This window comes from Kribbella sp. NBC_01505 (assembly GCF_045040285.1).
In the GTDB taxonomy this organism is placed as follows: Bacteria; Actinomycetota; Actinomycetes; order Propionibacteriales; family Kribbellaceae; genus Kribbella.
The window spans coordinates 3,066,631-3,092,431 of sequence record NZ_CP109425.1; the positions used below are offsets into that span (position 1 = coordinate 3,066,631).

Sequence of the window (25,801 nt, forward strand, 5' to 3'; positions counted from 1 at the left end):
CGTGCCCCTCGTGGGCCTCAGCCTGACGCTGGGCGGCGCGACCGCCGCCACCGCCGCGTCGCCGCCGCTCCGTCCCCAGCCCAAGCCCACCGCGTCGACGGTCACCCTGATCACCGGCGACCAGGTCCGGGTCACCTCAGTCCCCGGCAACCAGGTCCGAACGGCCTTCGTCCCCGGCCCGGGTAGCACATCGGATTCGGCCCTCACGAGCACCATCAACGGGCACACGTACGTCGTACCGACGGCCGCCGCGGCCGACGTCACCGACGGCCGCCTCGACCGCACGCTGTTCGACGTCACCACCCTGATCGCCGAGGGCGCCACCGACAGCACCCCGGTGATCATCCGGTACGGCGCGTCGAAGACCGCCCGCTCCGCAGTCCCCGGTACGACGGGGGGCCGGGTGCTCGCCAGTCTCGGCGCCCGCGCGACCCGGGTCTCGAAGGGTTCGGCCTTCTGGCAGTCCATTGCCCCGGGCAAGACTGCTCGCGTCGCCTCGACGGTCACCCGCGTCACGCTGGACCGGCGCGTGAAGGCGAGCCTCGACCAGAGCGTCCCGCAGATCGGCGGACCCGCTGCCTGGCAGCGTGGATTCACCGGCAAGGGCGTCAAGATCGCCGTACTGGACACGGGAATCGACCCGACGCACCCCGATGTCGCCGGCCGGATCGCGGCGGCCGAGGACTTCAGCGAAACGGGAGACGCGGTCGACCACAACGGCCACGGCACGCACGTCGCGAGCATCGCGGCCGGCAACGGCGCAGCCTCGCAGGGCAAGTACAAGGGCGTCGCTCCGGACGCCACGCTGCTCAACGGCAAGGTGCTGGACAACGACGGCAACGGCTACGACTCCGGCATCATCGCCGGCATGGAATGGGCGACCGCTCAGGGCGCCTCGGTCGTCAACCTGAGCCTCGGCGGCGGTCCGAGCGACGGCACCGACGACCTCTCCCAGGCTGTCAACCGGATCAGCAAGCAGAGCGGCGTCCTCTTCGTCATTGCTGCCGGCAACTGTTATCCACCGAGCCCCGGAAGTGTCAGCACTCCGGCCGCGGCCGATGAGGCGCTTGCCGTCGGCAACCTTCAGCGTGACGGCCTGCCGAACAACACTTCCTGCCAGGGCCCGCGCCTGGGCGACGGTTCGCTGAAGCCCGAGCTCTCCGCGCCAGGCACCGACATCGTCGCGGCCCGCGCGGCCGGGACCAGCCGCGGCGAACCGGTCGACGACAACTACACCACCCTGTCCGGCACTTCGATGGCCAGTCCGCACGTCGCCGGTACGGCGGCCCTGCTGGCGCAGGCGCACCCGGACTGGAAGAACGACGCACTCAAGGCCCGACTGATCTCGACCGCCGACCCGCAGCCCGGCAGCGGCCTCGATCTCCAGGGCGCCGGCCGAGTCGACGCCGACCAGGCCACAGCCGCCGACGTCACGGTCGACATCGGCGAACTCGAGCTGGGCCGCCTCGCCTGGCCGTATCCGCAGGCCGACGTCGTCACCCGCGAGCTGACCTACCGCAACCCGACCGGTACGCCGGTAACCCTCAAGCTGGCGGTCGATCTGACGTCGACCAAGCTGAGCGCGGAGCAGATCGTCGTACCGGCGAACGGCGAAACCAAGGTCACCGTGACGACCGACCGCGCCAAGGCTGGTGCGGGCAAGTTCGCCGGCCGGATCACGGCTACCGCGGATGGCGCCGACCCGCTCGTGACCGCCATCGGCTGGTACGCCGAGCCGGAGGTCTACGAGCTGACCGTCACCGGCATCAGCCACGACGGCAGCCCGGCGAACGGCGACCTGGCCATCAACCGCCTGGACGGCCCGCAGCCCGACCTCGGCGACTCGCACAGCGTCCCGCTGGTGAACGGCACCGCGAAGGTGCGGTTGGCGCCGGGCAAGTACGACGCCTCGACCTTCCTCATCGCCTCGGCCACCGACGACGCCCTCGGGCGGTTCGACCTGGTGCTGAGCGACGAGTTCGAGATCAGCAAGGCCACTGCGATCACCCTCGACGGACGCAAGACCCAGACGCTCGACCTGCGCGCCCAGGGCCAGCCCGGCAACGCAGCACCCCGCGAAGTCAGCCTGTCGCACGTACGACAGGTGCCGAACTGGCGTCGTACCGAGGGAGCGAGCCAGACCGGGACCCGGCGGATCTTCGCGGCCACGAGGACGGCGGCGAAGCCGACCGGTACCACCGAGCTCGGATTGGGCGAGCGGCTCGAACTACCGCCGTACCAGGCCCAGATCGTCGGCGGCGCGTCGTTCACCGCTTTGGACTTCTACTTCGGACCGCGGTTCACCGGCCGGAAGGACCTACAGGTCTTCGACGGCGGCACCGGTACGCCGGCGGAGCTGGTCGGGGCGAAGGGCAAGCTCGCGCTGATCGGCGCCGACGGGACCATCTACAACGGCGATCTCGCGGACAATGCCGAGAAGGCGGGCGCGGCCGCGGTCATGCTCTACAACCCGGCCGTGGCCGGCGATGGTGGCATGAACGCCTTCTGGGCCTACGAGACCAACGGGAACGTGAAGGTCCCGACCATGCGCATCTCCCGGGTCAACGCTCAGCGCCTGCTCAAGCAGCCGACGACCGTCCGGGTCACCGGCCAGGCCGTGACGCCGTACGTCTATGACCTGGCCGTTCCTTGGGCGAACCGCCTTCCGGTCGACACGGAGCTCACGGTCAAGCGCGATCAGCTCGCGACGGTGGAGGAAACCTTCGGCACCCAGACCGGCCTCCCGACCGGCGAGACGCGCAGCGCCACCACACCGGCCGGGGCCAACCTGAACAGCTTCATCCCGCCGTACTTCGCGACCCCGGCCAAGCGGACGTCGTACGTGCAGGCCAACGGGGTCACGTGGACCGGCCAGATCATCCTCGACGGCGAGAACGCCGACCCGACCGTGACCGGCGCACCGCGTGTCTACAAGGCTGGGGGGAAGTCGGTCGAGCGCTGGCTGACTCCGGTCATCAACAGCGGCCTCCCGGACGCGGACGTCGGCGGCTTCGCCCGCGTCGGTCGCTACGGCGGCGGGCTGGAGATGACGATCAGCACGATCAGCCACGGGCCGGACCAGTACTCACCGTGGTGGTCGACAACCGGCGAGACCTCGATCGTCGTCCACCGCAACGGCTCGGAGATCTACTCCGACAACACCGCACCCGGGGGATTTGTGGAGGTCCCGGCGGAGGCTGCGGAGTACACGATCGACCTGAAGAACAGCCCGGACGCCGAGCTGTTCAAGTACTCCACCACCGTCGAATCGCAGTGGAAGTTCCGCTCGAAGGGTGGCGAAGAGGAGCAGATGCCGTTGATCCTCGCCGACCTCGACATCCCGCAAGCCGACGGCCACAACCAGGTGCGGACCGGCCAGCCGATCACGATCGACCTCGGCCTCCGCCACCAGTTCGGCTCCGGCAGCACCGCGAAGTTCGCCCGCCCGAAACTCGAGATCTCCTACGACGGCAACCACTGGACCCCGTTGCCGATCACCGGAACCGGCCCGCACTACAAAGCCACGATCACCCACCCAACCACCACCACCGGTAAGACCCCGTCCCTACGACTCACCGCGAAAGATGCCGACGGCAACAGCCTCACCCAGCAAATCACCGCCGCCTACGGCCTGAAGTAAACCGCAGGGGGATGGCCTCCACGCCATCCCCCTTCGGCACGCGGACCTGCACCACCCACCAACTGCGATTGTCGGCCCGGTCAGTTGAGGACTGCGGTTGCCTCGATCTCGACCAGATGCTCGGGCACGTCGAGTGTTGCGACTCCGATGAGCGTGGCGGGTGGGGTCGGGGTGATACCGAGTTTGGCTGCGGCGCGCGCGATGCCGTCCAGCAGCTCGGGCATCTTCTCGGGGTTCCAGTCGACCGCGTAGAACGTCAGCCGGGTGACATCGGCGAACGAACCTCCGGCCGCGGCGAGCGCCGTACCGACGTTCAGGTAGGCCTCTTCGACCTGCGCGGCCAAGTCCGGTACGGCGTTCCACGCGACCTGGCCGGCGATGAAGACCAGCCGGGTCCCGGTCCCGATCGCGACCTGGTGGTAGACGTCGAGCTCCGGCAGGCCGGTGGGATTGATCAGTGTGACGGCCATGGAAGACCCCTCTCGTACTCTCTTGTGGTTACTCAGGAACCGTAGGAGAGTGTGGGACGCTACGGAAGAACGCACTTTTCGGTGATTGGGGCACCAGATGGGAACCAAGCAGGTCAGCGGCCTGTCGGCGGAGGAACAGGCCGATCTCGGCCGGGCGGATTCACTGGCGCGGGAGATCTTCTCCGACGTCGCCAACAAGTGGGCGTTCCTGATCATCGAGACGCTGGGCGACGACATCCTCCGCTTCAGCGAACTGCGCAACCGCGTCGACGGCATCAGCCACAAGATGCTCACCCAGAACCTGCGCATGCTCGAACGCAACGGCCTGGTCGAGCGCACGGTCTACCCCACCGTCCCACCCAAGGTCGAGTACACCCTCACCCCGGCCGGTCAGGGCCTCCGCGCCACCGTCGACAGCATGTGCGCCTGGACCCACAAGTACTTCGACCACATCGAGACCGCCCGCCAAACCTTCGACAACTAACAGCGGACTGCCAGCACTGACCAACTGCCCTCAGAGTCGGCCCGCCACGCCTGAGCCCAGTCTGACGACCGCAGTTGATCAGTGGCGCAGGTCCGCTCCACGGACCAATACGCCACCGTCTACCCCACCGGCCGAATCCGAGCGGCCGGACGGGACGAGCACCTTCGGGGCGGAGGGGTTCCTGCCCAGGCAAAGTGCCCAGCCACGTGGCGTACGAGGTCGGCCAGTCAATCAGGACAGCCCCCGCCACCGGTAAGCGAGCAGGTCAGCGTTGGTAGGCGCCGGCGTCCCAGGTGGTGAGGCCGATGAGGGACTTGCCGGCTAGGTCTTCCTCGTAGTGGGGGTTCTCGGCGCGGCCGATGGCGGGGCTGCCGGCTTTGAGGCGGAGGTCGGTGGCGGAGGTGTAGAGAGGGTCGGCCTTCACCGAGTGGGCGCCGAGGGTGAACTGGTAGACCGCGCCTTGGTAGACGCCGCGGTCCTCGTCGGCCGCATCGGCCGGGTTGTGGGTGTCGAAGGAGTCGTCGTAGCCGACCTTCTGGCCGACCTTGACGATGTTGTTGCGGAGTTTGAGGATGCCGGGGCCGCAGCCCTGGTCGCAGCTCCAGCCGTCGCCGTTCGGGAGGTTGACGGAGTTGTTGATCGCGAGGGTGCGCCGTACCGGGCCGATGTGGCTCTGGGCTCCACGCGTGATGAGGAAGGTGCCGGACGGTTTGGTCGAGGTGACCGAGTTGTAGGCGAAGACGTTGTCGTCGGCCGTCGCGCCGGGGTCGTGGCCGAGTTCGGTGAAGGTGTCGTTGTCGGCGGTCTTGTTGTACTCGATGAAGTTCCGGTCACCGTTGAAGATCTCGACCGCGGCGCCGTCGTACCCGTAGTCGTGGCTGGTGTGGAAGCTGCCGCTGATCGTGTTGTGGCGGATCTTGTTGTCGTCGCCGCGCACGAGGATGCCGAAGGCACCGGAGTCGTCGTCGGGATGGGTGTCGTCGTCGACGCTCATCTTGCTGTTGTCGACGATCGTGCTCCAGCGGATCTCGTTGCCGGCCGACTCGTCGGTGATCGAGACGCCGGCGGCGTTGTTGTCGGTCTGCACGGTGTCCATGACGATGTTGCTGCCCCACAGTTCGAAGCCGGCCCAGTTGCAGCCGCTGGCCCGCAGATCACCGATGAAGACGTTGGACGCCGTGACGTTCACGCAGGTCAGCACCGGCCCACCGATCTTCGGCAACGCCCCAGAACCGTACGCCCCAACAGTGATCCCGGGCCTGGACACCTCGAGAGTCCCCACCCACGAGGCACCCCGTTTGAACAGAACCTGCTGACCAGGCTGGAACCCAAAACCGTTGACCTTGGCCAGACTCTTCCAGGCCGTGGCGGCGCTGGTGCCGACGGCGGCATCGTTCCCCGCGGCCGCATCGACGTAGTAGATGGTCGGCGCGTCAGCGGTCGGCGCGGTCAGAAGCGAGGCGATCAGAAGGGCGGCAAATGTAGACACCTCGGCAGTCTTCAAGCGGCCGAACCTCGCCGTCAACGACTCACAGTGGCCACTTCTCACCGTTGTCCACTATTCACCACTGACCACGATTCACCGCTGGCCCGCGGTCACCAGCCCCGCGTCGTACGCCAGGATGACCGCCTGGACCCGATCCCGCAGCCCGAGCTTGGCCAGCATCCGGCTCACGTGCGTCTTCACCGTGTGCTCGGTCAGATGCAGCTCCTCCGCGACCTCCGCGTTTGAGTTGCCCTTGGCAACCAACACGAGGACCTCGCGTTCCCGGGCAGTCAGTACGTCGATCCGCTCCGCGACCGCCGGATCCAGCCGCGTGTCGGCGAATCGGTCGATCAGCCGCCGGGTCACCGGCGGCGCCAGCAGCGCGTCGCCGGCCGCGATCACCCGGACCGCGTTGATCAGCTCGTCCCGCGACGACCGCTTCAGCAGGAAGCCACTCGCCCCGGCCCGCAACGCGTCGTACACGTATTCGTCGAGGTCGAACGTGGTCAGGATCAGCACCCGCGGCCCACCGGCCAGCTGCCGGGTCGCCTCGATCCCGTCCATCACCGGCATCCGGACGTCCATCAGTACGACGGCCAGATCCAGGATCGCGCCAGCCTTCCGGATCGCGTCCGCCCCGTCGACCGCCTGCGCGACGACCTCGATATCGGGCTGCCCGTCCAGGATCATCGCGATCCCGTCCCGGACCAGGTCCTGGTCGTCCACGACCATCACCTTGATCGGCCGGTCGTTCACCGGCGGCCTCCCACCGGGATCCACGCGTCCACAGTCGTCCCGGCGCCCGGCGTACTGCGGATGTCCAGCGTGCCGCCCTCGATCCGGACGCGCTCGCGCATCCCGGCCAGCCCGTGCCGATTACCGCGACGCGCAGCCGCGACGTCGAACCCGACCCCGTCATCGGTCACCTCGACCCGCACCCCAGTCTCCTCGCTCCGCACCGTCACCCGGACCCCGGTCGCCTTCGCGTGCTTGATCACGTTGGTCAGCGCTTCCTGCACCAGCCGGTACGCCGTCAGCTGCTGGCCCTCCGGCGGCTTCTCGAGATCACCCTGCAGGTCCAGCTCGATCGGCAAGTGGTCCTCCGACACATCCGCGACCAACTGTGACAGATCGGAGAGCCCCGGCTGCGGAGCCAGCTGCGGATCGGCGATCCCGTCCTCGTCGCGCAAGGTCGACAACAACCGGTCCAGCTCGCTCAACGCCCGCCGCCCGGCATCCCCGATCCGCTGGAACCCAGCCAGTACGTCGGCCTCCCCGCGCCGCACGAGATCCGGCCCGGTCTCCGCCTGGATGACCATCAGATTCACCGCGTGCGCGACCACGTCGTGCAGATCGCGGGCGATGATCGAGCGCTCGGTGAGGACGACCTGCTCGGCCTCGAGCTCCTCCGCGACCTGCTCCAGCTCGGCCTCGCGCCGGCTCGCCTCCCGGTTCCGCCGGTACTGCCGGACCCCGATCGCCGCGAGTACAGGGATCAGCAGGATGAGCGAGAGCGCGTACGGCCAGACGTTCTGCGCGATGCCGTCGTAGGTGCTGTTGTGCAGGACTCCGTCGTACGTGTAGTCCCAACCCTTGCTCTTGATCATCGGGAAGATCACCTGCAGGTACCGCACCCGCATCACCCGCGTGATCAACGTCAGTAGTCCCAGCACACCGATTGCCACCGGCAACGTCCAGCGCAGACTCCGAGCGCGCTTCGGGCTGACGACGAACCAGTACAGCGCCAGGCCGAAGGCGGCATAAAGGCTGAACACCGGGCTGTACGACTGCCAGTTGGCGATGAGACTCGCCACGGCCAGTACGGCGACCGGGATCGCCGGCCACCGGCGGAACGCGAGGGTCAGTCCGGCGGCAGCGACGCCGTACGGCATCCAGCCTGGCGCACTCCACCAGGCGCCTCGGAACACCTGTTGCGCGACCTCGGTCAGAATCAGTCCGAAGACGGCGACCGCCAGCAGGACATCCCGCCCCCACGCCGGATCGCACAGAAACTTCCAGAGTTCGGCCCAGCGTTGCCGCGCGGGAACAACCTGAGCTTTTCGCCGGATCACCAGGAACACCAGCGTCAGCAGCACGATCCCGGCCGAGAACAACCACGACCACTCGTTGCCTTCGACCGTGTACCAGTCGTTCCACGGGACGCCGCTGTGACCGAGACCGATCGGCACCTCCGAGTCCTGGAGGAAGGAGTCGGCGAACCCGTAGAGGCGTTCGAGCAGGATGGTGTCGCGGCTTTGGTCCACCACGACCAGAAACACCGCGGGCACGACGACGGTTGCGACCGTGGTCCCCACTCGGCACCGGCCGGCCATGGACCACGCGGCGAGGACGGCACCGGCGTACAGGAACTGCTGCGGCTGACCGACGAGACCTGCCAGATAGGCCCCGAAGAGGAGGCCGGGCAGGGCGACCGTCGGCACGAAGCGGCGAAACGCTATCAGCACCGGCAGCACCATCAGGGTCATCCGCAGCCACAGCGGCGCGTACGGCCAGCCCCTGGTGTCCACATCGGCCGCTTGCACCTGCAGGCTGACGAGGGCGGCGACCGCAAGCACGGCATCCACCCCGAGCGCACGGCGATCGGTCCACAACTCCTTCACGCTGCCATTGTGGTACGGGGCAGGTCCGGAGGACGTCACTCTCAGGAGTGACGCCCGGCGGCGGCGTGTCATCCCGCGCGGTGAGCACGGTCGGCACCTGAGGGCGATGTGGCGGCAGGGGCCCGGCGGCGATCGTCGAAGGCATGACGATCAGTCCCGTTCGCCCTGTCGTTGAAGGGGCTCGAAGCAACAGTATTGTCCGGCGCCCGATCCTCGTGCTGAGCCTGGCCGCAGGGGCGTTCCTGGCCCTTTGTGTGGCGCTCTGGTCGCCCGCCAAGGACTACTACGACCTGCGCGTGTACGTCGCTGCCGCGCAGGCCGTTCTGCACGGGCAGGACATCTACACCGCGCACCACGTCTCCCCCGATCTGCTTGGCTACACCTATCCGCCGTTCGCCGCGCTTCTGATGGCTCCACTGGGATTGCTGTCCACCGGAGCCGGTCGATTGGTGATGACGCTGCTCTCCGGCGTTGCCCTGCTGGTGATCGGCTCGGTCACCTTCCGCGCGCTGCGGCCGCTCTGGTCGACCCAACGGGTGGTCGCGGCCGGAATCGCCCTGGCCACGGTCGGTCTCGTCCTCGAGCCGGTGCGAACCACGTTCCACTACGGCCAGATCAACCTGATGCTGGTCGCGATCCTGATGATCGATCTGCTCGGCCACCTGCCGCGGCGGTTCCGCGGCGTACTGATCGGAATCGCGACCGGGATCAAGCTGACGCCCGGGATCTTCATCATCTACCTGCTGGTGACGCGGCGGTACCGCGAGGCGGCAACGGCCTCGGCGGCGACCGTCGCGACGATGGTGGTCGGCTTCCTGGCGATGCCGGACGCGGCCCGCAGGTTCTGGGGCACGTACATCTTCGACCCGACCCGCCCCGGCTCGAGCACGCTGGTCACCAACCAGGCGTTGCGGGGAGTCATCGACCGCCTCTCCGGCGGCGCGCAGGGCATCAGTCCGGTGTGGGTGATCGCAGTCCTCGCCACCTTGGCCGTCGGCTTCCTGGCGGTACGGCGTGCGTACGACCGCGGCCTCGTGATGGAGTCCATCCTGCTGACCGCTGCCATCGGCGTCCTGATCTCGCCGATCTCTTGGACGGCTCACTGGGTGTGGGCGCTCCCCGCCTGCGCGCTGCTCTGGTCCCGCGCGAACGCGCCGTACCGGACCGGACTCGCGGCGCTGGCAACGATCACCTTTGGGATCGGCCTGCCCTGGCTCGCGCCGTACATGGACGACCGCGAGCTGCACCACCACGGCATCGACCTCTACCTCGGCAACTCCTACGCGATCTGCGCGGTAGTCATGGTCGGCGCGGCTGCCTTCTCGCTGCGGAATCGTCATGCTCACGGCTGACAAGGCGGGGGTTCGGCATCGGAACCTGATTCTGGTGCTGACAGCAACGATTCTTCCGGTGCTTTGTCTGCTGCGCTGGCACCCGTGGAACGCTCGGATGGACGACCTCGGGATCTACTACGCGGCGGCCCGTGGGCTGGTCAACGGGCAGGACATCTACACCGCCCACCTCAGCTACTACCCCGATATCGGCCTAGGGTTCACCTATCCGCCGTTCGCCGCGATGGTGTTCTCGCCGTTCGCGATCAGCCTGCCCTTCGCCCGCACGCTGATCACGTTCGCGTCCGCCCTGGCACTGCTGGTGATCGGCTGGGCAACGGCCAAGAAGCTCAACTGGCCGCCGCTGGTCGGCGTACTGTTCGCCTTCGCTGCCTTGCTGTTCGAACCGGTGCAGTCGACCTTCCGGCTCGGCCAGATCAACCTGGTGCTGATGGCGCTGCTGATGGTGGACCTGCTCGGGCTGATCCCGCGGCGCTACCGCGGCATCCTGGTCGGGGTTGCCACCGGCATCAAACTGACGCCGGGCATCTTCATCGTCTTCCTGCTGATCACCAAGCGGTACCGCGAAGCGCTGGTCGCGAGTGTGACAACGGCATTCACCATGGTCTTCGCGTTCCTGCTGGCTCCCAGCTCGACGACCGACTTCTGGACGAAGTACATCTTCGACCCGAGCCGGGTGGGGCCGCCGCACTACATCAGCAACCAGTCGATCCGCGGCGCGGTCGCCCGCCTGACCGAGAACTCACCCATGACGAGCCAGCTGTGGTTGCTGCAAGCAATGATCGTCGGGGCCGCCGGGCTGTTCGTCGCACGCCGCCTGCACGATCGCGGCCTCGGCTTCGAGGCAGTCGTGGTGACCGCGTTCACCGGCCTGGCGGTTTCACCCATCTCGTGGACGAACCACTGGGTCTGGGCGCTCCCCGCAGCGGCCCTCGCCTGGCATCACCGCGGCAAGCTGCTCTCACTGCGCACCGCGTTCTCCGCCTTGTGGGTCGCCGTCTTCCTGGCCGGACTGCCACGCTGGCTACCCTTCGGCGGCGATCGGGAGTTCGACTACAGCGGCCCGCAGACTCTCGTCGCGGACTCCTACCTGCTCTGCGCCGTGGCGCTGATCGCCTTCGGACTGACAGCTCAGTTGGAGAACTCCGAGGCCCGCAGCCGATACACCTGGAGATTCAGGTCGTAGTACTTGTCGGTCTCGCCGACCCACTCCATACCGAGCCGGCGGGCGGCGCCGATCGCGCGTTTGTTGTTCGGCCGGGCGACGGCGAAGAGTTCGTCGACGTCGCCCGTCTTGAACGCCCAGGCCATCAACGCCTTGCTCGCCTCGGTGGCGAAGCCGTTGCCCCAGGCCGACGGCCGCAACTGCCAGCCGATCTCGAGATCCTCCTCGTACGGCGGGAGCAGGCGGATCAGCAGTCCGCCGATCACCTCGTTGTCCTCCCGGCGGACCACGGCCCACCGCCCGGCCGGTACGACGAAGTTGGGCTGGGCCTCGATCCAGGCGGTCAGGATCATCCCCATCGTGGCCACGTCGGTCACCTGGTCGATCGCGGGCGACAGCCACTGCGCCACGTCGGCGGATCCGTAGATCTCCAGCGCGGCCTCGGCGTCGTCTTCTTCCCAGTCCCGGATCAGCAGCCGGTCGGTCTGCAGGCTCAGCGTCACCTCGCCAGCGTACGTCGGACTTCGCCCGCGCGGGTGTCCGGAAGGTGAACGAGGATCCTGGGACCGGACAGAGAGCCGCAGGGTGGCCCGGAAACGGACCACCCCGCGGGGGCCGAAGACGTCCCGGGGGAGGGTACGACTCCGGCTGTGGAGGCGTCGAGGGGGGATCGACGGCCTCCACCGGATCCGGAGCGCCCCGAGGGGTGGGGTTCGGAGACCTCCGGTGGTTCTGTTGTGCGCCGGCGGATCAGCGCGGCCCGAGCTCCAGCGGCTGGGTCCGGATCCAGCGCGTCGTGGTCTGCTGGCGGCCCATGGCGATCACGTCGCCGGCGGGACCGGCCGAGAAGACCCGGCTGGCGGTGCTGCGTCGCGAGACGCCGACCCCCCGCTGGACCTCTGCCAGGAGCTGGCTCACCCGGGAACGCAGATCCTCTACCTCCGACTGTAGCGCGAGGATGTGCCGAATTCCCGCCAGGTTCACGCCTTCTTCCTGGGACAGGTGCTGCACATACCTCAGCCGCGCCACGTCGTACGCCGAATAGCGCCGGCCGCGGCCGGACGCCCGGCTCGGAACCACCAGTCCGAGCCGGTCGTACTGCCGCAGGGTCTGCGGGTGCATGCCGGCCAGTTGGGCCGCCACCGAGATCACGTAGATCGGGGTGCGGTCGTCCCAGGTCGGCACCTGGCTGAACGGGCGGCCCTTCGCTCCTGAGGCCATCAGGCGCTCCCGAACAACCCGGCCCGCAGATCAGGGTGGTCCGACGCCGAGTTGAACTCCTGCAGCTTGGTGCGCTGCTCGTCGGTCAACTCGTGCGGAACCTGAACCTCCAGTGTGAGCAGCAGGTCGCCCTTGGTGCCGTCCCGCCGTGCCGAACCCTTGCCCCGAACGCGCAGCTTGCTGCCGTTCGCCGTACCGGCGGGGATCCGGACCGTGACCGGCAGCCCGTCGAGCGTCGGCACCTTGATCTCAGCGCCGAGCGCGGCCTCGGTGAAGCTCACCGGGACGTTCAGCGTCAGGTGCTCGCCCTGGCGGCCGAAGACCCGGTGCGCGTGCACGTGCACGGTGACGTAGAGGTCGCCCGCCGGGCCACCCCGCTCGCCCGCCGCGCCCTTGCCCTTGAGCCGGATCCGCTGGTTGTCCTGGACCCCGGCCGGGATCCGGACCTGCATGGTCTTGCTCGACTGACCGCGGCCGGAGCCGTGGCAGGTCTCGCACGGCTGGTCGACGACCAGACCGCGACCCTTGCACTCGGTGCACGGCTCGGTCATGGCGAACACGCCGCCCTGGACCGAGGTCTGCATACCCGTGCCTTCGCACTTCAGGCAGACCTTCGGCACCGTCCCGTACTTCGCTCCGGTACCGCGGCAGGTCTTGCAGGGCTCGTCACTGGTCATCCGGAGCCCGACCGTGACACCGTTCACGGCCTCGGCGAACTCGATCGTCGCCTCGGTCTCGATGTCCTGCCCGCGCCGCGGCCGCGCCGTCGTCGAGGTGGTCGAAGACCGGCCACCACCGCCGAACATGCCGCCCAGGATGTCGCCCAGACCGCCACCGGCCCCGGCCGCGCCACCGCTGCCGCCGCGGTTGAACAGGTCGCCGACGTCGAAGTTGAACCCGCCGCCCTGCTGACCACCGCCCGGCATCCGGAAGCCGCCGCTGCCGAACAGCCGCCGCGCCTCGTCGTACTCCTTGCGCTTCTTGGCGTCCCCGACGACGTCGTACGCCTCGGAGACCTCCTTGAACTTCGCCTCCGCGGAAGCGTCACCCTGGTTGGAGTCCGGGTGGTACTTCCGCGCCAGCTTGCGGTACGACTTCTTGATCTCGTCCTGCTCGGCGGTCTTGGAGACGCCGAGGACCTTGTAGAAATCCTTCTCTATCCAGTCCTTCGTGCTCATCCGACGCCTCCCCTCCCGCTACTCCGCGGGCTTGTCCGCGGCCTGTTCGTCATCTGCCGTGTTCTCTGCCGGTGCGTCCGGTAGCTTCTCCGTCGGCTCCGAGACCGCCACGCGCGCCGCGCGCAGAACGCGCTCGCCGTGCCGGTAGCCCGGCTGCATCACCATGGTCGCGGTCGGACCGTCGACCTCGTCGGAGTAGTTGTGCAGCAGCGCCTCGTGGATGCGCGGGTCGAAGGCATCACCCTTCTCGCCGAACTTCTCCAGGCCGAGCTTCTCGGTGACCCGCTCCAGCGATTCCGCGACCGCCTTGAACGCGCCCTCGAGCTCGCCGGCCTCACGGGCCCGGCCGACGTCGTCGAGGATCCCGAGCAGCTCAGTGAGGACCGAACCGATGACGAGCTCACGGCTCGCCTCCCGGTCCCGGTCCACCCGGCGCTTGTAGTTCACGTACTCCGCCTGCAGCCGCTGCAGGTCCGCCGTACGCTCCGAGAGGGCCTCGGTGAGGAGGGCCTCCTGGGCCGACGGACCCGTCAGCGACGAGATGTCGTCCGGAACTCCCGCTCCCGCGGGAGCCCCAGCTGATGTCTCAGCAGGCTCCCGCACCTCTCCGGTCTCCGGGTCGATCCGGCGCTTGTCGCGGACGACGGGGTCACCGTCGCCGAACTCGCTACCAGTGGATCCATCCGTCACTTGTCGTCCGCCTTCTTGTCCTGCGGCCGGTCCTCGTCCACGATCTCGGCGTCGACCACGTCGTCGTCGTTGTTGTCCGCCTTGGCCTGGTCGTCAGCCGGCGCGCCCTCTTCGGACCCGCCCGCGGCCTGGGCGTTCGCGTACATCGCGGCGCCCATCTTCTGGCTGGACTGCGACAGCTTCTCCGACGCGGCCTTGATCGCGTCGTCGTCGGTGCCCTCGAGCGCCTTCTTCAGCTCCGCGACGCCGTCCTTGACCTCGGTCTTGACGTCGTCCGGGATCTTGTCCTCGTTCTCGGACAGGAACTTCTCGGTCTGGTAGACCAGGCCCTCGGACTGGTTGCGGGACTCGACGGCCTCGCGGCGCAGCCGGTCCTCCTCGGCGTACTGCTCGGCGTCGCGGACCATCTGGTCGATGTCGGTCTTCGGCAGCGCGGAGCCACCGGTCACCGTCATCCGCTGCTCCTTGCCGGTGGCCAGGTCCTTGGCGTTGACGTGCACGATGCCGTTCGCGTCGATGTCGAAGGTGACCTCGATCTGCGGCACGTTGCGCGGCGCCGGCGGCAGGCCGGTCAGCTCGAAGTTGCCGAGCGACTTGTTGTCGCGGGCCATCTCGCGCTCACCCTGGTAGACCTGGATCATCACCGACGGCTGGTTGTCCTCGGCGGTGGTGAAGATCTCCGAACCCTTGGTCGGGATCGTGGTGTTGCGCTCGATGATCTTGGTGAACACGCCACCCTTGGTCTCGATGCCCAGGCTCAGCGGGGTCACGTCGAGCAGCAGGACGTCCTTGACCTCACCCTTCAGCACACCGGCCTGCAGGGAGGCGCCGACGGCGACGACCTCGTCCGGGTTCACACCCTTGTTCGGGTCCTTGCCACCGGTCAGCTCCTTGACGAGCTCGGCGACCGCGGGCATCCGGGTGGAGCCACCGACGAGGATGACGTGGTCGACCTTCGACACGTCCACGCCGGCGTCCTTGATGACGGCCTTGAACGGCGCGCGGGCGCGCTCGAGCAGGTCGGACGTGAGCTTCTGGAACTCGGCCCGGGAGAGCTTCTCCTCCAGGTGCAGCGGACCGGAGTCGGTGAGGCTCAGGTACGGCAGGTGGATGCTGGTCTCGGCGGCGCTGGACAGCTCGATCTTGGCCTTCTCGGCGGCCTCGGTCAGCCGCTGCATGGCCATCTTGTCGCCGGACAGATCGGTGCCGTTCTTGTTCTTGAACTGGGTCACCAGCCACTGCACGATCCGCGCGTCCCAGTCGTCACCACCGAGGTGGTTGTCACCGGAGGTGGCCTTCACCTCGAAGACGCCGTCACCGATCTCCAGCAGCGACACGTCGAACGTGCCGCCACCGAGGTCGAAGACCAGGATGGTCTGCTCGGCGCCCTTGTCGAGGCCGTAGGCCAGCGCGGCCGCGGTCGGCTCGTTGACGATCCGGTGCACCTTCAGGCCCGCGATCTCGCCGGCCTCCTTGGTCGCCTGGCGCTGCGCGTCGGAGAAGTAGGCCGGCACGGTGATGACCGCGTCCGTGACCTGCTCCCCGAGGTACGCCTCGGCGTCCCGCTTCAGCTTCTGCAGCACGAAGGCGCTGATCTGCTGCGGGTTGAACTTCTTGCCGTCGATGTCGACGGACCAGTCCTCGCCCATGTGGCGCTTGACGGACCGGATGGTGCGGTCGACGTTCGTGGTGGCCTGGCGCTTGGCCACCTCGCCGACCAGGACCTCGCCGTTCTTGGCGAATGCCACCACCGAGGGCGTCGTGCGCGCTCCCTCGGCGTTGGGGATGACGGTGGGCTCGCCACCTTCCAGTACGGCGATGACGGAGTTCGTCGTACCGAGATCGATACCGACCGCGCGGGCCATGCTTTACCTCCACGAGTTGAGTGATACAGACTCAATGTTGCCGTTCGGTCGCCCGGTATTCAAATCCGTGACTGAACAAACTTGAGTTCACTTGACTCAACATTGCACGAGCCCCGGGTCATTCCCAAGGCCGATCCCCGATTTCGGGGTTACGGCCGGGGTAGGGCCAGGGGAACCCCTCCCACGGAATAGGCCTTCCATGGGACTCTGACCAGGTGAAACTCCGCCCGCTCGTCCCAGCCGATTACGCCTCGGTGCTCACCCTCAACGCCACCGCGGCCGGACTGGTCGACCCGCTGGGTCTCGACCGCCTCGACTGGCTCCGCCTGATCGCGGCCCACGCCGTGGTCGTCGAGGACGGCGGCCGGCCGCTCGGCTTCGTCCTCACCTTCACCCCGGGATCGGCGTACGACGGACTGGAGTACGGCTGGTTCGCCGCGACGTACGGCGACCGGTTCCTGTTCATCGACCGGATCGTGGTCGACGCCGAGCGCCGCCGCCAAGGCATCGCCTCCACCGTCTACCGCGCCATCGAACGCTCCGCCCAGCCCTTCGCCCGCGTCGTCACCCGGGTCCGCTCCGACCTCCCCGACACCTCCGGCCTCGACTTCCACCTGGCCCGCGGCTACACCCAGGTCGGCAGCCAGCGAAACCCCAGCGGCGGCACCATGGCCCTCCTCGCCAAAGAACTCACCCCCTAATCCCCGGTCCTGCCGCCCCAAGCCGGGGCGGCAGGCATACGCGGGGACGGCAAGCCCTGGCGGGGGCAGCGGGCCCTAGAGCTGGCGGACGTCCAGCAGCGCTCGGAGCGGCAGATCGTGCCGCAGCCGCGGATCCGTCAACCCGTCGACGATGCACGCCGCCCCGACCCACCGCGCGCCGCAATCAGCCACCAACTCCCGCGCCGCCCGCGCAGTCATCCCGGTATCGGCCCAGTCGTCCACCATCAACACCCGATCCCCCGGCCGCACCAACCCCCGCCGGAACCCGAACTCGACGTGCCGATCGCGATAGTCCGGCCCGGTAGTCCGCCGTACCCACCGATCACTGTCCATCGCCGGCGCCGAGTTCTTCCGCATCTCCACGAACCCGACCCCCAACGCCGCCGCGGTCAACGCCCCCACCAACGACCCCCGCGAAACCGGCCCGATCACCACCGTCGGCACCTCCGCATGCGGCACCTCTGCATAGAGCCCCGCCAATGCCGGCCCCAGCTCCCGCAACAACCCCCCGTCCCGCCACCACCCCGTGACGTCAGCCGACCACCTTCAAACCCCCCGATCCCCCCGCCACCGAAAAGCCCCCTGCAACCGCTCCTGGATGTCCATGGGTTCAAGGGTGGCGGAAGAGGCCCACCCGGCGCACTGGAGTTTCTGGCGGGCCGCCACCACTCAGGTGGCAGCCCAGGCGAGGTCCCCGCGGGGGGCACCGGCCGCGACGACCTTCCGGGGGTGGGGAGTGAACCGCCCCCACTGATCAAGTCGCCCACTCAGGACGGCCTCACGCTCGGGGGAGCTGGTCTCCGGGTCCCAGACGATGGTTGATCAGTGCCGGCGGTCCGCCTGTGGATAACGCCCGACGTCGCGGGTCCCGAGTCCCCATGATGGACGGATGGCAGACATCGTCGAGGTGCTCAACAGACGCGGGGGCGTCGCAACGTTCGGCGAGCTGCGCGCTCTGGTCCCAGCCCGGGCCATCCGCGGTGCGTTGACCGGCGGCGAGATCCTTCGGGTGGGGAAAGGCGTCTACACGCTCCCGCAGGCGCCGCCGGCCTTGGCCGCAGCACGTAGCCACGGGGGTGTTGTGTCGCATCTGAGTGCCGCGCAGCACTGGGGATTCGGTGTAATCCGCAAGCCACTGCTCCCACACGTCACCCTGCGCCCCAAGCAGGTCCGTCGGCGAACGGGCCTTCCGTGCACGTTGCATTGGGCCGACGTCCCAGTCCTCGACGACGTCACCACGCCGGCGCGGACGGTGCTCGACTGCATCCGCACGCTGCCGCTCTCCGAGGCGCTGGCTGTGGCCGACTCGGCCCTGCGCTCCGGTGGTCTGAGCGAGGACGAGCTACTGGCCGCCGCGGCGATGGTCCGTGGTCCGCATCGACGACGGATCCAGCGGGTTGCCGCGCTGGCCGACAGGCGTGCCGAATCTGTGCTGGAGTCCGCCTTGAGGGCCATCGCGATCGAGGCGGGACTCGAAGACTTCGTTCCCCAGGTGCTGGTCCGGGACAGGGAATTCTCGGCGCGGATCGACCTCGCGAATCTGCGGATACGCCTCGGGCTGGAGGCCGATGGGTTCGAGCATCACGGCCACCGCCAAGCGCTGGTGAAGGACTGCCGGCGGCACGTGAACCTGACGATTCGGGGCTGGCGGGTCCTCCGGTTCAGCTGGGAGGACATCATGTACGACCCGGAGTGGGTGGTTGAGGTGGTGCGGCAGGCAAGCGGACTTCCCCCACTGACCAACCGCATCCTGCGAGCCGCCTGAACGGTCCGCCGAGCGGAACGCACGGCCTGATCTGGTGCTTGGTCAGTGCGGGAGCTACACCGGCCTCCCGGCCACGTAGGTCTGCCGGACCAGCGGGACGCCTGGGCGGTAGGCGAGGTGTAGGTAGGTGGGGGCGTCGAGTACGGCGAAGTTGGCTTGGGCGCCGGGAGTGAGGTAGCCGATGTCGGTGCGGCGGAGGGATTTTGCGCCGGCGGCGGTGGCGGACCAGAGGGCTTCAGCGGGGGTCATGTGCATGTCGCGGACGGCGAGGGCGAGGCAGAAGGGGATGGAGGAGGAGTAGCCGGAGCCGGGGTTGCAGTCGGTGGCCAGGGCTACGGTGACGCCGGCGTCGATGAGGCGGCGGGCGTTCGGGTACGGCGAGCGCGTGGAGAACTCGATGGCCGGGAGCAGGCCGGCGACGACGCCGGTCTGGGCGAGGGCGTCGATGTCGGCGTCCGTGAGGTAGGTGCAGTGGTCAGCGGCAGCGGCGCCGAGCTCGCAGGCCAACTGAACCCCGGGGCCCTCGCCGAGCTGGTTGGCGTGGACTCGCGGTTGCAGGCCGCGGGCGATCCCGGCCTTCAGAATAGTCCGGGCCTGGTCCGCGTCGAAGGCGCCGCGTTCGACGAAGACGTCGATCCACTTGGCGTGCCCGGCGACCGCGTCGAGCATCGGCCCGGTGACCAGGTCGACGTACCCCGCCGGGTCGTCGGCGTAGTCGGCCGGCACGACGTGTGCGCCCAGGTACGTCGTCTCGTCGGTGAACTGCCGCGCGATCTCCAGCGCCCGAGCCTCATCCGCGACCGTCAGCCCGTACCCGGACTTGATCTCGACAGTGGTCGTCCCCTGCCGCCGCATCTCGGTGACGAGCCGCGCGACGTTGGCGGTCAGCTGCTCGTCGGTCGCCTGCCGGGTGGCCGCCACCGTCGTCCGGATCCCGCCGGCCGAGTACGGCGTCCCGGTCATCCGCGCGGCGAATTCCTCGGCCCGGTCACCAGCGAACACCAGATGCGAATGCGAATCGACGAACCCCGGGATCACCGCCCGCCCAGCCACATCGATCGCGTTGTCGGCCTCCGGCGCATCAGAACGCGAGCCGACCCACGCGACCTTGCCACCCGCAACCACCAGCGCTGCATCGAGAATCTCGCCGATCAGCCCGCCGTGCGCCGGATCGTTGGTCACCAGCGAACCGATCCCGGTCACCAGCAAAGAACTCATGTCGTAACCGCTCCGATCGACGCCGCCAGCTCGGCGGGTACATCCAGATTCGCATGCTTGCCATCAGCAACCAGATGACGGCCGTCCACGACGACGTCGGCCACATCCGCCGCCGAGGCCGCGAACACCGCCGTCTCCACGGTCCCGCCGGTCCCCGCCGTACGGATGCTGTCGAGCCGTACTGCGACCAGGTCGGCGCGTGCGCCCACCTCGATCACCCCGGCGTCGGCGAAACCGATCGACCGGTGCCCGTCCACGGTCGCTGCCGCGAAGAGCTCCGGCGCGGACCAATGACCGCGCTCCTGCGACGCCAGCCGCTCGTCCAGCTCGACCGCGCGCATCTCCTCGAAAAGATCAATCACCGCATGACTGTCCGACCCGAGAGTCAACCGCGATCCCGCATCGCGCAGCGCCACGGACGGGCCGATGCCGTCGGCGAGGTCGCGCTCGGTGGTCGGGCAGAAGCACGAGTACGTCGCGGAACTCCCCAGCAGGCCGACATCGACCGGCGTCAGATGCGTCGCGTGCACAGCACTCGTCCGCCCACTCAGGAACCCAACCTCATCGAGCACCTGCGACGGCGTCCGCCCGTAAGCCTCCAGGCAAGCCGCATTCTCCGCGACCTGCTCGGACAGATGAATATGCAGCGGTACGTCGGGAAACGCGGAAGCAACCGCCCCCAGCTGATCCTGCGGAACCCCGCGCACCGAATGCGCCGCCGCTCCGATCACGACGTCGTCCGCGCCCTTCAAAGCAGCGACCCGAGCAGCCCACGACGCAGCATCACCATCGCTGAACCGCTGCTGAACCTCGTTGAGCGGCTGGTCGATTCCCCCCGCGAGATAGCAGGTGTCGAGCAGCGTGATCCGCATCCCGACGTCCCGCGCAGCCGCGATCAGCGCCGCGCCCATCGCGTTCGGGTCGTCGTACCGGCGGCCGCCCGGCGCGTGGTGCAGGTAGTGGAACTCCCCCACCGCGGTGATCCCGGCCAGCAGCATCTCGCCGTACACGGCGCGCGCCAAGGCGTAGTACGTGTCAGGAGTCAGCGCCGACGCAACGGCGTACATCTGCTCACGCCAAGTCCAGAACGTCCCGCGTTCAGTCTGCGTCCGCCCGCGCAGCGCACGGTGGAAGGCGTGGCTGTGGCAATTCGCCAACCCAGGCAGCACCAAGCCGCCCAGCCTGACGGCGTCGCCGGGCTCCGCGCCGACCGAGACCGCAGTGATGCGGCCGTCGGCCACGGTCACCAGGACCCCCGAGGCGACGCCGGTGGGCAGGAGGGCGGTCGAGCACCAGTACGACGTCACTGCGCGAGATCCTTCAGTACGGCGGCCAGCGCCTCGACGCCGGCCAGACAGTCATCCTCTTCGGCGAACTCAGCAGGCGAGTGCGAGATGCCGGTCGGATTGCGAACGAAGAGCATGGCGGTCGGAATCCCGGCCGCCGAGAACACCCCGGCGTCATGCCCGGCCCCGGTCGGCAGCACCGGCGCACCGTCCAGTACGCCGACCAACCGGTCCCGAAGCCCAGCTGGGAAATCGACGATCGGCGACACCGACTCCGGTACGACGGCCACCGTCGTACCGTCGCGTTCGGCTCGTTCGACCGCCTGCCGAGTGATTGCCGCTAGCAACGACTCAAGCGTGGCAGTGTCAGCAGCTCGAGCGTCCAGCCAAGCGATCACCCGAGACGGTACGGCGTTCGTCCCGTTCGGCTCGACCGACAGCCGACCGAACGTGGCGCGCGCACCGGCGAGCCGGGCCTGCTTGTTCGCGGCCAGCGCGGTCATCGCGTAGGTGAGCATCGGGTCGTGCCGGTCCTCCATCAACGTGGTGCCGGCATGGTTCGCCTCACCCTCGAAGGTGAACCGGTACCGCCCGTGCGGCCAGATGGAGCTCGCAACGCCGACGGGCGCGGTCAACCCGCGCCCCTGCTCGACGTGCAGCTCGACAAACGTCCCCATCCGCTCGAGCAACGGCGAAGGTCCAACGCCGGCCGGGTCGGTCCCCGCAGCCTCGAGAGCCGCCGCCAAGGTGACACCCTGACGATCCGACAACGCCAGCGCCTTCTCGGCGGGAAGCACACCAGCAGCAACCCGAGACCCCAGACAAGGCATCCCGAACCGGGACCCCTCCTCCTCCACAAACGCCCCGACCCCGATCGGCACGGAGGGGGTGAAGCCGTCGCGCCGCAACTGATCAACAGCCGCCAGCGCCGACACCACCCCGAGAGGACCGTCGAAAGCGCCGCCGTCGATCACGGAGTCGAGGTGGCTACCGGTCACGACACCAGGCCGGTCCGCAACACCCCACCAGGCGATCAGATTGCCGAGACCGTCGGACTCGACGGACAGGTCCCGGGCCGCGCACTGGTCGAGGAACCAGGTGGTCGCTTCACGTTCGGACGGGGTCCAGCCGCCTCGGGTGTAGCCGCCGGTCTCGGCGTCACGCCCGATGGCGGACTGGTCCGCCCACAGTTTCTCGAAACTCAAGACAGCGGGTTCTTCGACAGCCAGTCCTTGGCCACCGCGTCGGCGCTCTCCTTGCCGTCGTCGATGCGCTTGACCAGATCGGTCAGGCCGTCGGTGGTCAGCTTGGCCTGTACGGCGTTCAGCGTGGCCGCGACGTCCGGGCTCTTGTGGTCGGTGCGGATCAGCGGAACGATGTTGTTCGGCAGGTGGATGTGCTGCGGGTCCTCCAGGATGACGAAGTTGTTCTCTTTGATCGTCGACTGGGTGGTGAAGAACTGGGTGACCTGGATCGTGTTGTCCAGCAGGGCCTTCTTGCTCAGCGGACCGCCCGGGTCGAGCGGCTTGAACGACTTGAACTCGATGCCGTACACGTCCTTCATGCCCGCCACGCCCGCCTTGCGGGTCTTGAACTCGGGACCGCCGCCGGCGACCAGGTCCTTGGCGATCGGCTTCAGGTCCGCGATCGACTTCAGGTTGTACTTGTCGGCGGTCGCCTTGGTGACCACGATCGCGTCCTCGTCGGCGGCCGGCGACTTGTCCAGCACCTCGAGGCCCTTCGGCAGCACGCCGGGGATCGCCTTGTAGACGGCCTCGGCCTCGTTCTCCGGGGCGTCCTTCTTGAAGTAGACCAGGGTCGCGCCCGTGTACTCCGGGAGCAGGTCGATCGACTTGTCCTGGATGGCGGCCATGTAGACCTCACGGGCGCCGATGTTGAGCTTCTTGGTCACCTTGATGCCCTTGGCCTCGAGCGCCTGGCCGTAGATCTCGGCGAGCACCTGGCTCTCGGCGAAGTTCGCCGAGCCGATCGTGATCGAGTCGATTTTGGCCGGGGCCGAACCGCCGGCGTCGCCACCGCCCGCCAGCGGGTCACCGCCACCGTTTCCGCAGGCCGCGAGACCGAGCACGGCCGTCGCGGCGATGGCACTGCGGATGAAGGTTCTTCTGAACACGGGATCCTCCAGGGTCCGTTCTCAGTTCACGCCGGCCGGTGCCGGCGCCGTTGAGGTATTGACGTTCTTGCGCAGTCTGCCGGTGAGCCCGGCGGAGACCGCATAACGACCGATGAGGGCGAAGGCCAGGTCGAGCACGATCGCGAGCACCGCGACCATCAGGGCGCCGGCCAGCATCTGCGGGAAGTCCCGGACGCCCAGCCCGTCGATCACGTACCGCCCGAGCCCACCGAGCGCGACGAACGCCGCCACAGTCGCCGTGGAGACGATCTGCAGCGTCGCGCTGCGCAGTCCCGAGATGATCAGCGGCATCGCGATCGGGATCTCCACCTTGGTGAGGATCTCCCGCCCGGTCATGCCCATCCCGCGGGCCGCGTCGATCGTGTTCCGGTCGACTCCGGCGACTCCGGCGTACGTCGAGGCGAGGATCGGCGGGATGCCGAGCACCACCAGCGCGATGATCACCGGCACCTGGCCGATGCCGATCAGCAGCACGATCAACGTCAGCAGACCGAGGGTCGGCAGCGCCCGCCAGGCATTCACCGTGTTGATCGCGACGAAGGCACCACGTCGGGTGTGACCGATCAGCAGACCGATCGGGAACGCGATCACCGCGGCGATCACGAGCGACAGGAAGGTGTAGGTCAGGTGCTCGACCAGCCGGGTGGGAATTCCTTCGGAACCCGACCAGTTGACCGAGTCGCCGAGGAAGTCGAACAGGCCCTGGATCATGCGATCGTCTCCTTCACGGGGGCGACAGCGCGGGCCCACGGCGTCAGTAGCCGCTGTAGGCCGACCAGGATGATGTCGCACACCAGCGCCAGCAGCAGGGACAGCACGACGCCGACGACGATCGGGGTCAGGAAGTCCTGCTGGAAGCCCAGCGTGAACAGCTCACCCAGCCCGCCGATGCCGATGATCGCGCCGACACTGACCATCGAGATGTTCGCGACCGTGACGACGCGCAGCCCGGTGAAGATCACCGGGATCGCGATCGGGAAGTCGACGGTCAGCACTCTTCGCAGCGTTCCATAGCCCACCGACACTGCGGCCTGCAGCACGTCCTCGGGCACGGAGCGGAGTCCGTCGATCACGTTCCGGATCAGCAGCGACACCGCGTAGATCGTCAGCGCCACGATGATGTTGATCGGCGAGAGGATTCCGGTGCCGAGGATCGCCGGCAGCACGATGAACAGCGCGATCGACGGCAACGAGTAGAGCACGCCGCCGAGCGCCACCAGCGGATTCGCCAACCAGCTGTAACGAGTGGCGACGTACCCGAGGGGCAAGGAGATCAGCAGGCCGAGGAACATCGGGAGGAGCGAAAGATAGAGATGCTCGCGCAGCTGATCCCAGATCAGCTGCGAGTTGTCCCCTACCCAGGTCATGAGGTCAAAGCTTCGGTGAGGGTGGCGTACTCGATCACGCCGACCGCTTTGCCGGTCTCGTCGACGCAGACGCCCTTGCCGACCGGCGATGTCAGTACGGCGTCGAGTGCGGCGCGCAACGAGTCACCCCGCTGGAAGGTCGCGCCCACCGGCTCGAGCCCGGCCGCGCCGTTCACCCAGCCCACCGGCGAACCGTCCGCGGCCACCTTCAGCTCAGCCGGTACGTCGCTCAGTCGCAACTCGTCGGCCGTCACGAACGTCAGAGCGCGGTAACCGCGGTCCTTGCCGATGAAGCTCTCGACGAAGTCGTCGACCGGGTTCGCCAGCAACTCCGACGGCGGTGCGAACTGCGCCAGCTTCCCACCCACGCGCAGTACGGCGATGTTGTCACCGAGCTTGATCGCCTCGTCGATGTCGTGCGTGACGAACACGATCGTCTTGCCGATGTCGCGTTGCAGCCGCAGCAACTCCTCCTGCAGCTGGTCGCGCACGATCGGGTCGACCGCGCTGAACGGCTCGTCCATCAGCATGATCAGCGGATCGGCCGCGAGCGCGCGGGCCACGCCGACTCGTTGCTGCTGGCCCCCGGACAGCTGGGCCGGGTAGCGCTCGGCCATTCTGAGGTCGAGACCGACCCGCTCGAGCAGCTCCATCGCCGTACTGTGTGCCTTGCGCTTGTCCCAGCCCAGCAGCTTCGGCACGGTGGCGACGTTCTCCACCACGGTCTTGTGCGGGAACAGGCCGGCGTTCTGGATCACGTAGCCGATGCCGCGGCGAAGCGTCACGGCGTCCTTGCTGTTGATGTCCTCACCGTCGATCGAGATCGTCCCGCTGGTCCGCTCGATGGTGCGGTTGATCATCCGCAGCGACGTGGTCTTGCCGCAGCCCGACGGGCCGACGAACACGGTGATCTGGTGGCTCGGGATCCGCAGGGACAAGTTGTCGACGGCCACTGTGCCGTCCGGATACCTCTTGGTGACGTCCTCGAACTCGATCATGGCGCCCCTTCGCGCTTGTCGTCCGTCGCCCGAATGACCCTAGCGGACCGATCCCCCAAAAACTCTGGATGAGCCGGAATCTCGGTCCACGGGAAAGTGCACCATAACGGTAGGGAAT

General features: G+C 68.2%; 23 protein-coding genes. 6 read left to right on the forward strand and 17 right to left on the reverse strand.

Annotated features, from left to right (window positions below):
- Position 1 precedes the first annotated feature (1 nt).
- A complete protein-coding gene (locus tag OG474_RS14410) occupies positions 2-3,640 on the forward strand; it encodes a S8 family serine peptidase (protein ID WP_405062780.1) in 3,639 nt (1,212 codons plus the stop codon).
- Between the two features lie 80 nt (positions 3,641-3,720).
- Here the strand turns inward: OG474_RS14410 and OG474_RS14415 are convergent, their stop codons facing one another.
- Positions 3,721-4,110, reverse strand: coding sequence for a RidA family protein (locus tag OG474_RS14415; RefSeq protein WP_405062781.1), 390 nt, complete (start codon positions 4,108-4,110; stop codon positions 3,721-3,723).
- 97 nt (positions 4,111-4,207) lie between these two features.
- On the opposite strand from OG474_RS14415, the gene OG474_RS14420 reads away from it, so the two are divergent.
- A complete protein-coding gene (locus tag OG474_RS14420) occupies positions 4,208-4,594 on the forward strand; it encodes a winged helix-turn-helix transcriptional regulator (RefSeq protein ID WP_405062782.1) in 387 nt (128 codons plus the stop codon).
- 265 nt (positions 4,595-4,859) lie between these two features.
- On the opposite strand, the gene OG474_RS14425 is transcribed toward OG474_RS14420, so the two are convergent.
- The 3 genes from OG474_RS14425 to OG474_RS14435 all read right to left on the reverse strand — a co-directional run bounded on the left by OG474_RS14425 (position 4,860) and on the right by OG474_RS14435 (position 8,701).
- A complete protein-coding gene (locus OG474_RS14425) occupies positions 4,860-6,083 on the reverse strand; it encodes a hypothetical protein (RefSeq protein WP_405062783.1) in 1,224 nt (407 codons plus the stop codon).
- 90 nt (positions 6,084-6,173) lie between these two features.
- Positions 6,174-6,836, reverse strand: coding sequence for a response regulator (locus OG474_RS14430; RefSeq protein WP_405062784.1), 663 nt, complete (start codon positions 6,834-6,836; stop codon positions 6,174-6,176).
- On the reverse strand, positions 6,833-8,701 hold the full coding sequence (locus OG474_RS14435) for a sensor histidine kinase (protein ID WP_405062785.1): 1,869 nt from the start codon (positions 8,699-8,701) through the stop codon (positions 6,833-6,835). The genes OG474_RS14430 and OG474_RS14435 overlap by 4 nt, the downstream gene beginning before the upstream one ends.
- A 143-nt stretch (positions 8,702-8,844) precedes the next feature.
- Here OG474_RS14435 and OG474_RS14440 point away from each other — a divergent pair, with 143 nt between their 5' ends.
- Together OG474_RS14440 and OG474_RS14445 are read left to right on the forward strand one after the other, a co-directional pair.
- On the forward strand, positions 8,845-10,053 hold the full coding sequence (locus tag OG474_RS14440; protein WP_405062786.1) for a glycosyltransferase 87 family protein: 1,209 nt from the start codon (positions 8,845-8,847) through the stop codon (positions 10,051-10,053).
- The gene (locus OG474_RS14445) at positions 10,040-11,239 is read left to right on the forward strand and encodes a glycosyltransferase 87 family protein (RefSeq protein WP_405062787.1); all 1,200 of its coding nucleotides are present in this window, start codon (positions 10,040-10,042) and stop codon (positions 11,237-11,239) included. The genes OG474_RS14440 and OG474_RS14445 overlap by 14 nt, the downstream gene beginning before the upstream one ends.
- Here OG474_RS14445 and OG474_RS14450 read toward each other — a convergent pair.
- From OG474_RS14450 to dnaK, 5 genes are all read right to left on the reverse strand, one after another.
- Positions 11,185-11,721, reverse strand: coding sequence for a GNAT family N-acetyltransferase (locus OG474_RS14450; protein ID WP_405062788.1), 537 nt, complete (start codon positions 11,719-11,721; stop codon positions 11,185-11,187). The two genes, OG474_RS14445 and OG474_RS14450, sit on opposite strands and share 55 nt — an antisense overlap.
- Positions 11,722-11,968: 247 nt before the next feature.
- Positions 11,969-12,439, reverse strand: a complete 471-nt coding sequence (locus OG474_RS14455; protein WP_405062789.1) for a heat shock protein transcriptional repressor HspR — start codon at positions 12,437-12,439, stop codon at positions 11,969-11,971.
- Positions 12,439-13,617: a molecular chaperone DnaJ gene (gene dnaJ / locus OG474_RS14460; protein ID WP_405062790.1), complete on the reverse strand. Its 1,179-nt coding sequence runs from the start codon at positions 13,615-13,617 to the stop codon at positions 12,439-12,441. The genes OG474_RS14455 and dnaJ overlap by 1 nt, the downstream gene beginning before the upstream one ends.
- 18 nt (positions 13,618-13,635) lie before the next feature.
- Positions 13,636-14,307 (reverse strand): nucleotide exchange factor GrpE, encoded by a 672-nt coding sequence (grpE, locus tag OG474_RS14465; RefSeq protein ID WP_405062791.1) that lies wholly within the window; start codon positions 14,305-14,307, stop codon positions 13,636-13,638.
- Positions 14,304-16,172: a molecular chaperone DnaK gene (dnaK, locus tag OG474_RS14470; protein WP_405062792.1), complete on the reverse strand. Its 1,869-nt coding sequence runs from the start codon at positions 16,170-16,172 to the stop codon at positions 14,304-14,306. The genes grpE and dnaK overlap by 4 nt, the downstream gene beginning before the upstream one ends.
- A 215-nt stretch (positions 16,173-16,387) precedes the next feature.
- Here dnaK and OG474_RS14475 point away from each other — a divergent pair, with 215 nt between their 5' ends.
- Entirely contained in the window at positions 16,388-16,873 is a 486-nt protein-coding gene (locus OG474_RS14475; protein WP_405062793.1) for a GNAT family N-acetyltransferase, read from the forward strand.
- A 75-nt stretch (positions 16,874-16,948) separates the two neighbouring features.
- Here OG474_RS14475 and OG474_RS14480 read toward each other — a convergent pair whose 3' ends face one another.
- Complete coding sequence (locus tag OG474_RS14480) at positions 16,949-17,398, reverse strand: phosphoribosyltransferase family protein (protein WP_405062794.1); 450 nt, start codon at positions 17,396-17,398, stop codon at positions 16,949-16,951.
- A gap of 385 nt (positions 17,399-17,783) precedes the next feature.
- On the opposite strand from OG474_RS14480, the gene OG474_RS14485 reads away from it, so the two are divergent.
- Positions 17,784-18,659 (forward strand): DUF559 domain-containing protein, encoded by an 876-nt coding sequence (locus OG474_RS14485; protein WP_405062795.1) that lies wholly within the window; start codon positions 17,784-17,786, stop codon positions 18,657-18,659.
- 54 nt (positions 18,660-18,713) lie between these two features.
- Here the strand turns inward: OG474_RS14485 and hutI are convergent, their stop codons facing one another.
- From hutI to OG474_RS14520, 7 genes are read right to left on the reverse strand one after another with little or no spacing between them, the layout of a single operon-like run.
- On the reverse strand, positions 18,714-19,877 hold the full coding sequence (hutI, locus tag OG474_RS14490) for an imidazolonepropionase (RefSeq protein ID WP_405062796.1): 1,164 nt from the start codon (positions 19,875-19,877) through the stop codon (positions 18,714-18,716).
- A complete protein-coding gene (locus OG474_RS14495; protein ID WP_405062797.1) occupies positions 19,874-21,184 on the reverse strand; it encodes a formimidoylglutamate deiminase in 1,311 nt (436 codons plus the stop codon). The genes hutI and OG474_RS14495 overlap by 4 nt, the downstream gene beginning before the upstream one ends.
- Entirely contained in the window at positions 21,181-22,368 is a 1,188-nt protein-coding gene (locus OG474_RS14500; RefSeq protein WP_405062798.1) for an allantoate amidohydrolase, read from the reverse strand. The genes OG474_RS14495 and OG474_RS14500 overlap by 4 nt, the downstream gene beginning before the upstream one ends.
- Complete coding sequence (locus OG474_RS14505) at positions 22,365-23,297, reverse strand: ABC transporter substrate-binding protein (protein ID WP_405062799.1); 933 nt, start codon at positions 23,295-23,297, stop codon at positions 22,365-22,367. Before OG474_RS14505 ends, OG474_RS14500 begins: the two co-directional genes overlap by 4 nt.
- Before the next feature lie 21 nt (positions 23,298-23,318).
- Positions 23,319-24,029 (reverse strand): ABC transporter permease, encoded by a 711-nt coding sequence (locus tag OG474_RS14510; RefSeq protein ID WP_405062800.1) that lies wholly within the window; start codon positions 24,027-24,029, stop codon positions 23,319-23,321.
- Entirely contained in the window at positions 24,026-24,685 is a 660-nt protein-coding gene (locus OG474_RS14515) for an ABC transporter permease (RefSeq protein ID WP_405062801.1), read from the reverse strand. The genes OG474_RS14510 and OG474_RS14515 overlap by 4 nt, the downstream gene beginning before the upstream one ends.
- On the reverse strand, positions 24,682-25,683 hold the full coding sequence (locus OG474_RS14520; RefSeq protein ID WP_405062802.1) for an ABC transporter ATP-binding protein: 1,002 nt from the start codon (positions 25,681-25,683) through the stop codon (positions 24,682-24,684). Before OG474_RS14520 ends, OG474_RS14515 begins: the two co-directional genes overlap by 4 nt.
- Positions 25,684-25,801: the final 118 nt, after the last annotated feature.